General features: G+C 23.4%; 14 protein-coding genes and 1 other annotated feature. Of the genes, 1 reads left to right on the top strand and 13 read right to left on the bottom strand.

Annotation, left to right across the window (positions count from 1 at the left end; genetic code table 11):
- Positions 1 to 28 precede the first annotated feature (28 nt).
- The 10 genes from J2S18_RS14145 to aspS form a co-directional block, all read right to left on the bottom strand.
- Entirely contained in the window at positions 29 to 502 is a 474-nt protein-coding gene (locus J2S18_RS14145; protein WP_307487756.1) for a PTS sugar transporter subunit IIB, read from the bottom strand.
- Positions 503 to 522: 20 nt separating this feature from the next.
- A complete protein-coding gene (locus tag J2S18_RS14140; RefSeq protein ID WP_307487754.1) occupies positions 523 to 942 on the bottom strand; it encodes a PTS sugar transporter subunit IIA in 420 nt (139 codons plus the stop codon).
- Positions 943 to 1,049: 107 nt separating this feature from the next.
- On the bottom strand, positions 1,050 to 3,809 hold the full coding sequence (locus tag J2S18_RS14135) for a sigma-54-dependent transcriptional regulator (protein ID WP_307487753.1): 2,760 nt from the start codon (positions 3,807 to 3,809) through the stop codon (positions 1,050 to 1,052).
- Between the two features lie 182 nt (positions 3,810 to 3,991).
- The gene (locus J2S18_RS14130) at positions 3,992 to 4,612 is read right to left on the bottom strand and encodes a hypothetical protein (RefSeq protein ID WP_307487751.1); all 621 of its coding nucleotides are present in this window, start codon (positions 4,610 to 4,612) and stop codon (positions 3,992 to 3,994) included.
- Between the two features lie 157 nt (positions 4,613 to 4,769).
- Positions 4,770 to 5,273, bottom strand: a complete 504-nt coding sequence (locus J2S18_RS14125; protein WP_307487749.1) for a GNAT family N-acetyltransferase — start codon at positions 5,271 to 5,273, stop codon at positions 4,770 to 4,772.
- 13 nt (positions 5,274 to 5,286) lie between these two features.
- Complete coding sequence (locus J2S18_RS14120; protein WP_307487748.1) at positions 5,287 to 5,568, bottom strand: hypothetical protein; 282 nt, start codon at positions 5,566 to 5,568, stop codon at positions 5,287 to 5,289.
- Positions 5,565 to 5,912 (bottom strand): hypothetical protein, encoded by a 348-nt coding sequence (locus J2S18_RS14115; protein ID WP_307487746.1) that lies wholly within the window; start codon positions 5,910 to 5,912, stop codon positions 5,565 to 5,567. The genes J2S18_RS14120 and J2S18_RS14115 overlap by 4 nt, the downstream gene beginning before the upstream one ends.
- Positions 5,913 to 6,443: 531 nt before the next feature.
- Positions 6,444 to 7,187, bottom strand: a complete 744-nt coding sequence (locus J2S18_RS14110; RefSeq protein ID WP_307487744.1) for a hypothetical protein — start codon at positions 7,185 to 7,187, stop codon at positions 6,444 to 6,446.
- A complete protein-coding gene (locus tag J2S18_RS14105) occupies positions 7,180 to 7,683 on the bottom strand; it encodes a hypothetical protein (RefSeq protein ID WP_307487742.1) in 504 nt (167 codons plus the stop codon). The genes J2S18_RS14110 and J2S18_RS14105 overlap by 8 nt, the downstream gene beginning before the upstream one ends.
- A gap of 94 nt (positions 7,684 to 7,777) precedes the next feature.
- Complete coding sequence (aspS, locus tag J2S18_RS14100) at positions 7,778 to 9,067, bottom strand: aspartate--tRNA(Asn) ligase (protein WP_307487741.1); 1,290 nt, start codon at positions 9,065 to 9,067, stop codon at positions 7,778 to 7,780.
- A 167-nt stretch (positions 9,068 to 9,234) separates the two neighbouring features.
- Positions 9,235 to 9,465 (bottom strand) — a binding site (T-box leader).
- Between the two features lie 216 nt (positions 9,466 to 9,681).
- Here aspS and J2S18_RS14095 point away from each other — a divergent pair.
- On the top strand, positions 9,682 to 10,146 hold the full coding sequence (locus J2S18_RS14095; RefSeq protein ID WP_307487739.1) for a GreA/GreB family elongation factor: 465 nt from the start codon (positions 9,682 to 9,684) through the stop codon (positions 10,144 to 10,146).
- 184 nt (positions 10,147 to 10,330) lie between these two features.
- Here the strand turns inward: J2S18_RS14095 and J2S18_RS14090 are convergent, their stop codons facing one another.
- From J2S18_RS14090 to J2S18_RS14080, 3 genes are all read right to left on the bottom strand, one after another.
- Positions 10,331 to 11,347: a PD-(D/E)XK nuclease family protein gene (locus J2S18_RS14090; protein WP_307487738.1), complete on the bottom strand. Its 1,017-nt coding sequence runs from the start codon at positions 11,345 to 11,347 to the stop codon at positions 10,331 to 10,333.
- Between the two features lie 137 nt (positions 11,348 to 11,484).
- The gene (locus tag J2S18_RS14085; protein ID WP_307487737.1) at positions 11,485 to 12,447 is read right to left on the bottom strand and encodes a tRNA dihydrouridine synthase; all 963 of its coding nucleotides are present in this window, start codon (positions 12,445 to 12,447) and stop codon (positions 11,485 to 11,487) included.
- A 126-nt stretch (positions 12,448 to 12,573) separates the two neighbouring features.
- Positions 12,574 to 12,888 (bottom strand): nucleotide pyrophosphohydrolase, encoded by a 315-nt coding sequence (locus J2S18_RS14080; RefSeq protein WP_307487735.1) that lies wholly within the window; start codon positions 12,886 to 12,888, stop codon positions 12,574 to 12,576.
- Between the last annotated feature and the right edge of the window lie 207 nt (positions 12,889 to 13,095).

Below are 13,095 nucleotides of genomic sequence, written 5' to 3'. Positions count from 1 at the left end.
CCCTCCCTTTTTATATTTAACCCTTTAATTACTTTAATACATTTTCTGCTAGTATCTTTTGATCATTTGGTATTTGTCTTATCTCAACTATAATCCCATCTTCAATTAACATTTTTAAAATCTTTTCTTCTTCCTTTGTAACATTAATTGCTTTAGAAATATTTCTAGTTCCTTCTCTAGATTTAATACCTCCAAGATTAATTTCTTTAAATTTATTTGTACCTTTTACTAATTTGTAAGCATCCTCTATAGATTCAACTACAACAAATAATTTATATTTATCTGTAACCCCACTATTTATTGCATTTATTGAATCTTGAATATTTTTCATTACTACTTTTACCCCTTGAGGCTTAGCTAACTTAATAGTTGTTTTACGTAATTCATCAGTCATTAATCCATCATTAGCTATTAATATACAATCCACTCCCAAAAACTGCGTCCATGAAAAGGCTACTTGACCATGTAATAATCTGTGATCTACTCTTAATAATTTAATCATTTTCAAAACCCCTTATAAATCTAAAATCCTTCTTCTTCTATATACATTGATTCAATAATAGGATTGCAATATTTAATGCTATCCTTTGAATTTTCTAAAGCACTCTTTATCATACCTTCTATATCATCTTCATTTTGAATTGTAATTAACTCCATTACTAAAGGTAAATTTAATCCTGATATCAAATAGAAATTTTTACTTTGTAAATTATTCATAAATTCATTATTTACACTTCCACCAAATATATCTGTTATAACTATTAACTTATCTTCCTTTTGTAAATTAATTAATATATTTGATATTTCTTTTTGCAAATCAAACTCTTCTTCTTTGTATGCACATAAAGTTGATATATTATTTTGCTCTCCCACTATTATTTTTAAGGAACTATAAATTCCATCTGCCAAGTCCCCATGGGAAGCAAGTAAGAGTTTTATCATCTGTCTCTCCCCCTTTCTTTTTTTCTTGTTATGCCTATATAAATAGCAATAAGCGTGCCAAATTAGTGGCACGCTTATACTTATTTATTTTAAAATCCTTATAAAGCCTATATTTTAGCTGATAAAATATCATATATATATCCTATTTCTTCAATATTAATTTTGACATTATATATCTCTTCTATCCCACTAAAAGCTTTTTTAATATTATTTATTATATTTTCTTGACACTGTATAAAATTTTCTAAGTTGTTATAATTTTCTATAAGAACTCTACGAATTAATCTTTCTATAAGACAACTAATGTGAATATATAATGTTACTTTTTTATTATTAGGTATTCTTTCTCCTATAAACATTTCTAAATTATTTAAACATATTTCTATATTTTCTAAAATTTTATTAGTATCTAATATAGTAACAGAACTTACTATACTCTCTAAAGAAAAATTACGAATTAAATTATTATTTATTATTCTTATAGTTTCGCTATCTGTTACTTTTTCAAATATTTTGTGCATCTTATCTTCACCCTTGCCTGAAATTAAATCTTCTAAAGATATATAATTAATATCCTTAACTTCAGCATCAAGAGTACTTATTATTCCTATTACATCATAAATTTGAAATATAGAGTCTACCATTCCATATTTTTTTAATCTTTCATAATCATGAACTAAAATATTTATTCCTAATTCTTTTGGAATACTTTTTTTAAGTAATCTTTGAATCTGCTTAGCAGTTCCTATACCAGTTATACATGATGTTATAATGGCTTTTTCCTTAATTTTTTCTGGATATATTATTTTATATTCAGTTTTATTAAATTCTCTTATTTTCTCAACTAATTCTTCTAAATAGATATCCTCTTTTAATAAATCTCCAATAAATAAGGCCATTTGAGTAGATACATTATTTATTATTGCTATAGGTGCATTTATATAATCTTTTATTTCATTATATATATCCCTTAATGAACCCATATCCACTAATATTACAAGTCCCTTTGATACATCATTTTTATTTATATATTCTATTAACTTTTTACCAATTTCTTTTACTGAAATATCTATGGGCATATCAAAGGCTTCATATATATTTTTTTCTAACATACGATTGACAACACTACTTATACTGCTTGCAGTAGAATATCCATGAGCTAAAACTACTGATTTTATAGACTTTTTATTTTCTATAATCCCTAAACTTTTTAAATAAAAAGAAATAAATATTTCATCTTCAGCTAATAAATTAACATCCATTTTGCTGGCTATTAAATTAGATAGTTTTGAAGCTAAATTAATTTCATACTTATTATTTTCTAATACATACGAATATAATCTATCTTTTAATTTTTTATCATCTTTGCTCCATTTAATAACTTCTTGTCCCTTTGAATAAATAAAATATGCAATTATATAAATACTATTTCCATTTAACTTTATACTATAGCTATATTCTATATACTTAAAAACATCCTGAAGGGAAGAAATAATAAACTGGAACATAATATTTTCGTTATTCTTTTCCTTTTTAAATATAAGTTTATCTATTAAAGAATTAATCTCTAAAAATATTTTTCTTTCAAACTCTTCTTTATCCTCTAACTCATTATATTTTTTATAAAAATCGAAAATATTTTTATAACAAGTTTTAATATCTTCAGTTGACCTTTCTTCTTTAAAAAATAATTCATTATAATTAGTTTTAGGAGTTATTAATATATCCTTATTTTTCTGTATTTTTGATTCTTTAATATACATTGCCTCTTTAATAAGTTTTTCTGGCAAATCCTTAAGCTTTATTGTTACAATATCTGAAGTAATATCTCTTGAATAAGCTTTAGCACATATATATTTTATTGTATTTTTAAGTTCTCCTACATTTCCCTTGTATTTATGTAACACTAAAACATCTAAAGCCCTTCTTGATATTAAAATATTTTTATTAAAGGTATTTGACTCTCTTATTAAGAAATCATATATAAATTGTATCTTTTCTAAATTATCTCTCTCATCTAATCCTTTAATATTAACTACTATAGGAACTCTTCTTAAAAATGTTTCCAAAAAATTATCTAAAATATTTTCTGTGGTAGCAAATATTAAACGTGCATCTACCTTATGCCAGCCTTCACTTTCTCCCATACGTCTTACTAAGCCTTTATCCATAAAGGTAAATAACTTTTCTTGGCCTTCATTATTTAATCTATGAACCTCATCTAAAAATAATATTCCCCCATTTGCTTCTTCAATCATACCAGCTTTACTTTTATCTGCTCCTGTAAATGCTCCCTTAGTATAACCAAATAAATTACTTGATAATAATTCTGGATTATTATAATATTGAGCACAATTAAATACTATAAAAGGTGCATTCTTTGGTAAAACGCCCTTTTCTATACTATATTTATGAATAAGATCTGCCATAAAACTTTTACCTACCCCGGTAGGTCCATTTAACATAATTGGAAGTCCATTTTTAGTGGGGTATAATATAGATGTTTTAATCTTTTCTATAGACTCCTTTAAACTTCCCTTATACCCTATTAATTCTTTAAATAAATCCTCATTTTTCTTATATTCTACTTTTTCTTCAAATAATTCTTCTATACTTGCAAATATATTTTTTGAAACTTTAAAAAACTTCTTTTCAAAAGCTTCTTTATGAAAAAAGTAAACTGGTCTAGTGTTTACTTTTATAACTTGTCCATCATTAATTTCTTGATTTATATAATGGCTTATAGTATTCCTTTTCACATTAAAAATAGTTGAAATACTTTTAGCTGTATACACATCATTATTTTCATTTTTTATATATTCACTTGTTTTCTCATGTAAATATTTTAATATATCCTCTCTTAACATAACCCCACTCCTTTATCTTATATGTAAACGTCCATACATTTTATTTACACTTTATTAATAAATTAATTTTATTATATTTTAAGATTCCACATTATTCTACTATTTTTTTAATTTTTAATAACAAAAAAATAAACCTACATTTTACTGCAAGTTTATTTATAATACTTTAAATTCAATTTTTACTATCTTTTCTCTACCTTAAATACATCCTTCTTATTAACTATCTTTACTTTTAAGGCATTAAGTAATTTTTCCATACTCTTAACCTGATTTATATATTTAATATGATTTTTAGAAACTAACTTTTCAATCATTTCTATTATATCTTTCTTTTCTTCATTGGATAACTTAAGGTTATTCTTTAATACTTCCCTATTTATATAAGTTAAAGTAGTCCATATTTGCTCTTCTTTTATATTATTAATATCCATAAGAACCCATGTAAAAGATTTTCTTCTCTCTCCATTTGGATATGCTTCCTTAAAGAACTTAATGAAATTACTTTCTTTTTTAGGATCTTTATCATTAACTAATTTACCTAATTGTCCTTTAAGTTGATTTTTTAAATGCATCATTGTATTTGGCTTAATTGTACTTCCAATAGCTTCAATACTATTATAAATAAAATTATAAGTTTCTTGAATTTTATTAGGGAATACATTTTCACCTTTAAGAATCTTTGTAAGTTCTATATATTCTAATATAGTCTTTTTTGAGTTTAACTTTTTGCCATATAACTTTTCTAAAAGTTCCTCTGCACTTAAATTATTTACATCTATTGTATTTTCTAATTGTTTATCCATTCTTTTCTCTCTTTCTTATATAATCTTTATAAATTATATCATTTTATAAGTGAATATAATACAGAAAGCTTAATCTCTATATTAACTAATATTCACTTTAACTATAACTTTCACTCCATATTAATAAATAACTAAATTAAATATAAAATATAATAGACTAAAAAGTTTTCTCAAAAGCTATTCTTTTGCTATTATCCTCTAAGTAAATTACACCGCAGTACTTAAAATCATTTTTATTAAGTAACTTTTGCATAGGTATATTTTCTTCATGAGTATCTATTTTAATGCTATGAATATTATTATCTAAACAAATATCATATACTTTTTGTAAAATATAAGAGGCTATACCTGTACCCTTATATTCATTATCTATAGCAATTCTATGAATAACAGCATACTTTCCATGACTTAGCCAATTTCCATCATAAATAACATCATAAGTTTTCTCTCCATCAAAGGAAATTGCTAAAGTAGCTACAATATTATTATCCTTTAATACTACATAACTATTATTATTTAAAATATCATTTTCTATTGTTTCATTATTAGGATATCCATCCTGCCATTGGTCTACACCATTTTCTTTTAAAAATTCTTTAGCCTTATTAATAATTTTCATTATATCTTTAATATCTTCCTTTGAGGATTTTCTAATTATCATATCATTCTCCCTTTTAAATATTTTTATTGCTCCTAATTATTTTATACCAGATTTTATTACTTCTTGGAAACTCTTTTCTTTGAAGTTCCTTTAATATTTTTTTAACCTCTTTATACTCAATATCCAAAAACTTTTTCTTTTCAAACCCATCTTCTATTATATTATAAGTCTTCCCAAGCTTTTCAATCTCCACTTTTCTATCTTTTTTAAAGGTCTTAAAGCTAACTTTATCATTTACATCAATGCTCTTTAAAGTATACATAGCCACATTAATCATATCAGTATTATTTATCATGCCTTAACAACTCCTTTAACCTTAGATACTAATCTTGTATATAGATTTTTTCTTATTGTGTTAGATATGAAAAAAACTAATATTTTATCATCTATATAAATATAAGCTACTCTACAGGCTAAATCTTTTCCTAAAGGAATTTTGTATTCATATATAGTTTTACCTTTATATTTATAACCTCTTACAGTTTTTATTTTATGTGGTCTTTCATTTATAAGAATTAATATATTATTATATATTTCTTTTTTTATATATCTTTCATGCTTTTCATTTTCAGCAAAATATTTTTCTAAACTATGATTTTCTTCTATACAAACTTCTTTGCATATTTCATTATTTTCCATAATATCATCCCTTTAATTATATTTTCCTTTGTTTATTAAACCTTTTATTTAAACTATCTTTTATATAATTATATACTTTTAAAATCTAGATAAATATACAGTTTTCTTATTGTTCTCATATTTAATTACTTATATTATTTTTAAATAAATAGTTAATAAAATCTATATTCCAATAAAATTTCAAGTTTTATTATGAAAAATTTGTAAAAATAAATTTCTTATATGATATAATTAATTTATAAAGAATTATTAGATATATTACGAGGTAAATTATGGGTGATAGTATTGATAATAAAATTTTTAAAGTCATAAAAATAATTACAATTATTGTAACTTTTCTTATTGTAATGGCAAATATTTTTTTATTCATAAAAACTTATAACTATATTTATCTTTTAACCATGATTCTTTGTCTTATAGGAATGTTGTTCAATTACTATTTATTAAAAAAGAGTATTTAATAAAATAAAAATATACTACTTAAAACAATAAAGTAGTATATTTTTTATGTTTTATTTTTATTTATAAATGTTAAATATTATAGTAATTTTTATACTTGTTATACCAATTTATACTCCATCCTTTAGTTAAACAAAGATTATAAAGTTCTACTTCATCACAAACACATTTATTAGTTATAATTTTATGTGTTTCTTTGTTTACTATTAGTCTATTTTCTATATCAGTTCCAATTTCAGTATATATAGCAAAACTTCTAATATGAGAAAATTCTGCTGTTTTTTTAATTAACTCTTCACCTGTTAATTCATCACTATTAATATTATATTTTTTAATTCTCTTATACTTTAATCTTTTTTTACCATCTTCTAAACTTTCATTGTGCCTTGTTCTTAAGACTTCAGCAGTATCACAATCTCTTATTGCCATATATATTTTCTCTGAATACTTTAAATAATCTTTTCTTTTGCATGTTTTTTCATTTTGAATAAATTTATCAATTATATTTCTTATTTCATAAGCTCTAATATATATTTTCTTCCCACTTCTTAAAATATTTTTATCGTCAATATTTACAATTGTATGTTTAGCTATAGCTTTACTTGTTCTTAATATATCAGAAAGTCTCTCTGCATCTACCCAAATAATACCATCATCATCCATATGAGAAAAGTTTACCCAAGCATTTTTTACTCTTGTGCATGTACCTTTATGAGTATTTTCTGGTCTATCTGGTATTTCAAAATTCATATCTATAACATGATTTTTAAATAATACTATTTCTTTTGAGTCACTATTATTATCTGTTTTACTCATTATTTACCATATCCTCATATAATTGGTTTAACTTAGATATAGCTTTATCTGCCTTTTTAAGTTTACATTTATCTGGATGAATAACTTTAGCAATAGAATCTCTCCATAATTTTGCTTCTTTTTTATTTGAATAATGTTTTAATTGTATATTTAATTTATCAGCTCTAGATTTTCCACTTAACTCTAACAAATAAAAAATATATTCTGATGCCTTATCATTAAAATATTCATTACATTTATTTTTATTGTCTATATTTTTATCTTTCAAAATAACATTATAATCTACATAAGAAATTACTTCTCTTAATGCTACTATTTTCTCATAGAGGCTTGTCCAGCTTCTACTTTTTATAACAATCATTGATACTATGTTCTTTTCTTTACATTTTTTATCTTTAAATAGTTTTTCTATATCTTTTTTTATTAAAGACATAACACTTTTCATTTTTCCAAATTTTTTTAACTCATCAACGGAATTTACTTTTAACCAATCCATATATTAACCTCTTATAATTATTTACATATTAATATATGATATAAATTACTATTTTCATAACTTTAATTTTATAGTTTTTATAAAAAATCTTATTTTATGGTATTAATCTATTTCTATCTCTTGTTATTAAAGTTGCTTCTCTAACATTTTCTAAATTTAAAAATCTACTAGTTATTCTTTCTAATCCTATTGCTAAACCTCCATGTTTTGGCATTCCATATTTAAATACTTCAGTATAACTTTTATAATTTTCTGGATTTAATCCTTTATACTTTATATTTTCAATTAACATATTATAATTATGAATTCTTTGTCCTCCAGTAGTTATTTCAATTCCTCTAAATAATAAGTCAAAACTACGAGTTTCATTTTCTCCATAAGGCATTGTATACATTGGTCTTTTCTTTCTTGGATAATGAGTTAAAAATATAAATTCACAATTTAATTTTTCTTTAGCATATTTACAAATTAATTTTTCAGCCTCTGGGTCTAAGTCTCCCTCCAAGTCATTTTTGTTATATTCTCTATTTAATATTTCTAATGCTTCACTAAATTTTATTCTTGGAATACTTCCATTTATTTTAGGAATTTCTGCTCCTAATAATTTAAAATATTCTTCTCCATAAGTTTCTAATTTATTTATAATAAACTTTAGTAAATTTTCCTCAAGATTCATAATTTCCTCTTCATTATCAACAAATCCTACTTCAAGGTCCATACTTATATATTCATTTAAATGTCTATTAGTATTATGTTCCTCTGCTCTATACACATGCCCAATTTCAAATACCCTTTCAAAACCTGCTGAAACCATCATTTCTTTATAAAATTGAGGACTTTGAGCAAGATAGGCTTTATTTTCAAAGTATTTAACCTGAAAAATTTCAGTTCCTCCTTCTGCACCTTCTTTAACAAGCTTTGGTGTATAAATTTCAGTGAATCCATCATTTACAAGATATTCTCTAAAGGCATTAACAATAATATTTTGTACCTTAAAAATTGAATTTACTCTCTCATGTCTTAAACTTAAAACTCTGTTATTTAACATAGTATCTAAATTTATATTTAAATTTTCTTTATTTATTTCAATTGGCAAATCTTTAATGCAACTATTTATAACTTCAACTTCTAAAGCTTCTATTTCAAAGTTATTTATCTTATTATTACTTTCTTTAACCTCTCCAATTATAGCTACAATTGATTCTAATTTTATTTTTGATGTATCAAATAAAGTATTAGAAATAACACATTGAACTAAAGAAGTTCTATCTCTAATTATTACAAATGTTATTGTTTTTAAAACTCTTATTCTATGAACCCAACCTTCTACTTTAACTTTTTTATTTATATAATCATTTAACTTATTTATCATTATTCTTTCCATAAAAATATCCTCCTTTTTTTAACTCTAAAAAGCCCCTTGGAATAAAAATTCCAAGGGGCAAATATTTTTGCGGTACCACCCTTTTTTAACTTTTATATAAAAACTTACTAAAATAAAATAGCAAATTAGAACTGGCCAGATTCTAATAAAAAAAGCTTTCACTTCATTATAGAAGTGAAAGCTATATATTCACGGTGCCATTCTATTTAACTAAGTCTAAATAAACTTAAGTTATCTCTATTACTTTATAACGGAGTAACCCGACTTATCCTACTATATTTTTCAAATAAGCTTCTCTTGGATGTCCTTCAATATTATCTTTCTCATGGAGATTCCACCATCCTCCACTCTCTTTTGGATACTTAATTAATATTTACTCTTCCAATCAATGAATTTTTATATTTTTAATTATAATATTCCTTTATCCTAAATTTGTCAATACTTTTATTATATTTATTAAGTTATTTTAACTGTATTTCTAAAATTATGTAATTAAACTTTCTATTACTTAACCTTATAAAATTTTAAATAAACTCTCCTTTGTTGTCATCTCTCATTTTATTATATATACTTTATATATATTGATATATTATATTTAAGGGAGATTTTGCTTTATGAATAATAAATTAACAGAAGAAAACATAAAAAAATTAAGGGAAGAGTTAGAATATAGACTAACTGTAAAAAGAGCAGAAATTGCAAAGGAAAAATTAGTTGCAGCTGCCCATGGCGATAGATCAGAAAATGCAGAATATAAAGAAGCTTGTGCAAATTATAGAGAAAATGACAATAGAATACAATATTTAATGACTATGATTTCTACAGCTACTATAATAGATGAAGATACTATAGATAAATCAGTTCTTGGAATTAATAGTAAAGCTAGAATTAAATTTGTTGAAGAGGATGATGAAGTTACTGTAACTCTTGTAACTACAATGGATTTAGATCCTGAAAATATGCTTATAAGTATAGAATCAGACCTTGGAAAAGCCTTATCTGGCAAAAAAGCTGGAGATGTAGTTGAAGTTAATGCACCTGGTGAAAATTATAATGTTGAAATTTTAGAGATACTATAATTTTTTTAATTTTATATCTACAAAAAATTTCTGTAACCTAAAATAAAATTAACTCCCTATTCTAATATTTAAAACAATTATCAGAATAGGGGGTTTTTATGTATCATTTTTATTAAATTTTCTTTAAAATAAAAAAATTCAATCTAGTTACTAAAAAACTAAAACCATCTTAAAAATAGGAATTTTAAAGTTTTTTATCTAAATTCAAAAGAATATATTCTGCTCTAGAAATAGCTTCAGTAAGCTCTTCTTTAGTTTCGCACCATTTTTCTGCTATAGTCATCCAATTTCCATCTGCAAACTTTGTCTTAGAAAAAGGCTCATCCACTAATAATGGTTTTAAATTATTCCAAACATAATTTCTTATATCTCTTCTTACTTCTTTATCATAACATTCTACTTTTAAAACTACTCTAGTAGGAATTTTAGGATATGCTTCTATTTGAATATATATATAATACTGTTTTAAATTATTTTCTAAAATACTATATTCTTTATTTTTAAAATTCCACCAAAAACCTAAAAAGCCACCTGAGCTATTTGAAACAAATCCCCAGCACTTATTTTTTATTTTCTTTTTTCTTTGTAATTCATCAAAATACCCTTCAAAACCCCATGTCCATTTATCTAATTTATCTTCAAGTTTATAACTATTAAATAATTCTTCTTTGTCTTCTAAATACTCTATATATTCTTTTATAATATCATTATTTATTACATCTTTATAATTATTTAATACATTCAAAAGCATCTTTCTTGATATATATAAATATTGATTATTTTTTAATTTATCTTTTCCTTCATAACAAATATTAAGACTTTGATACTGGCTTTCATTTCCAATTTTTAAATATACATAATTTTTATTTCTAAATCTAATATCATCATTATTATCATCTTCTATTGCTTTAATATATCTATTTAATTGATCACTATGTTGTCCTGTATTTACTTTATCTTCTATTATTATTAGCTCATCATCATTTACTTTTATTAAAATATCTATCTTTTTATATTGTCTTATAATATCAATACTTTTTATGTTTTCAATTCTTTTTTTAGTAAATAAATTTATTATATCTTTTCCTAAGTTTTTATACTCTATTCTTTCATCTATTGATAAATTAACAAGATAACAAATCATTGCATCATTTGTTAATTCACTAGTTGCAAATTTAAATAAATTATTTTTTTCAATCATAACATTCACCCTTTAATTAAATTTATTAAAATCTATAATTATATTATTTAATTATAAGACTTCATTAATTTTTATACAGAAAAAAGCCTCGGCTTTAGCCAAGGCAAAGTAATTATTTAAATATAACTTATATTATTTTATTTATTATTAAATAATCCAGCCCCTTTTATAATTTTCTCTTCTGCAAAAAGATTTGAAACAGCTTGATTATATTCAATTAAATTTTTAGATTTTTTAATATTTTTAGCGTGCTTTTTATTATCTGAAAATATATAAATCATATATCCCCATAATTCTTTCATTCTAAACATTGCATTTCTATCTTCATTAAATACTTCTCTATATTCATTGAAAAGTTCATCATGAAATTCTTTTAAAACTTTTTTATCTATAAATTTATCCTCTTTAATCTCATTCATTAATCCAGGATTAGCTAATATTCCTCTGCCAATCATTATTTTATCTACTTCTTTAAAATCCTTTATTAAATTATCATTATCTTCTTTAGTAAAAATATCCCCATTGTAACATACTGAATTTTTACTTAAAGATAATGCATCCTTAAATACTTCTAAATTAGGTTTGTTGCCATAAAAGTCTTGTCTTGTTCTTGGGTGAATTATTAATTCTTCTAAAGGATATTTATTATAAATTTTTATAAGCTCATAAAACTCCTCAGGATCATCTTTTCCTATTCTAGTTTTTATAGAAATTTTCATATCATCTATTTTAAATATTTCCTCTAAAAATATATCAAGTTCTTCTCTTTTAGCCAAGAATCCTGAACCTCTATTTTTTGAAACAACTGTTCCAGATGGACAACCTAAATTTAAATTAATTTCATTATATCCTAATTGTTGTAACTTTCTAGATGTAGTAATGAATCCTTCTGAATCATTTGTAAGTATTTGAGGTACTATATTAATATCTTTATTGTTTTCTGGTAGTATGTCTCTTAATTCTTTTGTTTTAAGACTTCTACTTTTATTTGGAATAATAAATGGCGCAAAATATTTATCAATGTTACCAAAAAACTTTTTATAATAATTTCTATATATATGTCCTGTAATCCCTTCCATTGGTGCTAAATAGTATTTCATCTAATGTCTCCTTTGTACATATTCTAAAAAATATTATATCAGTGTTTTTTATTGCTATCTAGATTAAATTATCTAATAATTCTTCCTTATAATCAAAAGTTTTTATTAATCCCATAATTGCCTCTTTTATAACTCAGTATATTTTTTACTTGTACCTTTACACTTTTCAACTGGATATTTCTTTTCATTTTTATCCATTTTTTTATTTATTATATCCTCTATATTTACGCCTAAAGAATCTGCCATGTGTATACAATAAATAATTACATCTGCTAATTCATCACAAACTTCATCTTTATTAAAATTATTATCCCACAAAAAATGTTCTAATAATTCTCCAGATTCTATACTTATTGCCTTAGATAAGTTTTCTGGTGTATGAAACTTTGACCAATCTCTATCATTTCTAAACTTTCTTATTCTTTCTATTGTTTTATCCATATATATAATCCTCACCTATATTTCCTTTTATTTGTATATCAATCAAATATTAGTGTTATTTCTAAATATAATTATATTACAATTAAAAACTTTATCCAAATTATATTTCCATAATCATGACCACCCGTAAAACGGGTGGTTTGCTCTAGCCCTATAAGGGCATGTTACTGGCTGTGCTACTCGCACATCGAAACGGTTTGCCAACCG

The sequence above is a fragment of the Eubacterium multiforme genome (genome assembly GCF_030813415.1).
In the GTDB taxonomy this organism is placed as follows: domain Bacteria; phylum Bacillota; class Clostridia; order Clostridiales; family Clostridiaceae; genus Clostridium; species Clostridium multiforme.
The sequence above is the reverse complement of the archived record's forward strand: the minus strand, read 5'-3'. Positions and strand labels throughout refer to the sequence as shown.

Coding starts and splice junctions, on each gene's coding strand:
- aspS (WP_307487741.1), bottom strand. CDS start 9,067: ATGGAAAGAATAATGATAAATAAGTTAAATGATTATATAAATAAAAAA.
- J2S18_RS14095 (WP_307487739.1), top strand. CDS start 9,682: ATGAATAATAAATTAACAGAAGAAAACATAAAAAAATTAAGGGAAGAG.
- J2S18_RS14090 (WP_307487738.1), bottom strand. CDS start 11,347: ATGATTGAAAAAAATAATTTATTTAAATTTGCAACTAGTGAATTAACA.
- J2S18_RS14120 (WP_307487748.1), bottom strand. CDS start 5,568: ATGATAAATAATACTGATATGATTAATGTGGCTATGTATACTTTAAAG.
- J2S18_RS14115 (WP_307487746.1), bottom strand. CDS start 5,912: ATGGAAAATAATGAAATATGCAAAGAAGTTTGTATAGAAGAAAATCAT.
- J2S18_RS14140 (WP_307487754.1), bottom strand. CDS start 942: ATGATAAAACTCTTACTTGCTTCCCATGGGGACTTGGCAGATGGAATT.
- J2S18_RS14105 (WP_307487742.1), bottom strand. CDS start 7,683: ATGGATTGGTTAAAAGTAAATTCCGTTGATGAGTTAAAAAAATTTGGA.
- J2S18_RS14110 (WP_307487744.1), bottom strand. CDS start 7,187: ATGAGTAAAACAGATAATAATAGTGACTCAAAAGAAATAGTATTATTT.
- J2S18_RS14125 (WP_307487749.1), bottom strand. CDS start 5,273: ATGATAATTAGAAAATCCTCAAAGGAAGATATTAAAGATATAATGAAA.
- J2S18_RS14085 (WP_307487737.1), bottom strand. CDS start 12,447: ATGAAATACTATTTAGCACCAATGGAAGGGATTACAGGACATATATAT.
- J2S18_RS14080 (WP_307487735.1), bottom strand. CDS start 12,888: ATGGATAAAACAATAGAAAGAATAAGAAAGTTTAGAAATGATAGAGAT.
- J2S18_RS14135 (WP_307487753.1), bottom strand. CDS start 3,809: ATGTTAAGAGAGGATATATTAAAATATTTACATGAGAAAACAAGTGAA.
- J2S18_RS14130 (WP_307487751.1), bottom strand. CDS start 4,612: ATGGATAAACAATTAGAAAATACAATAGATGTAAATAATTTAAGTGCA.
- J2S18_RS14145 (WP_307487756.1), bottom strand. CDS start 502: ATGATTAAATTATTAAGAGTAGATCACAGATTATTACATGGTCAAGTA.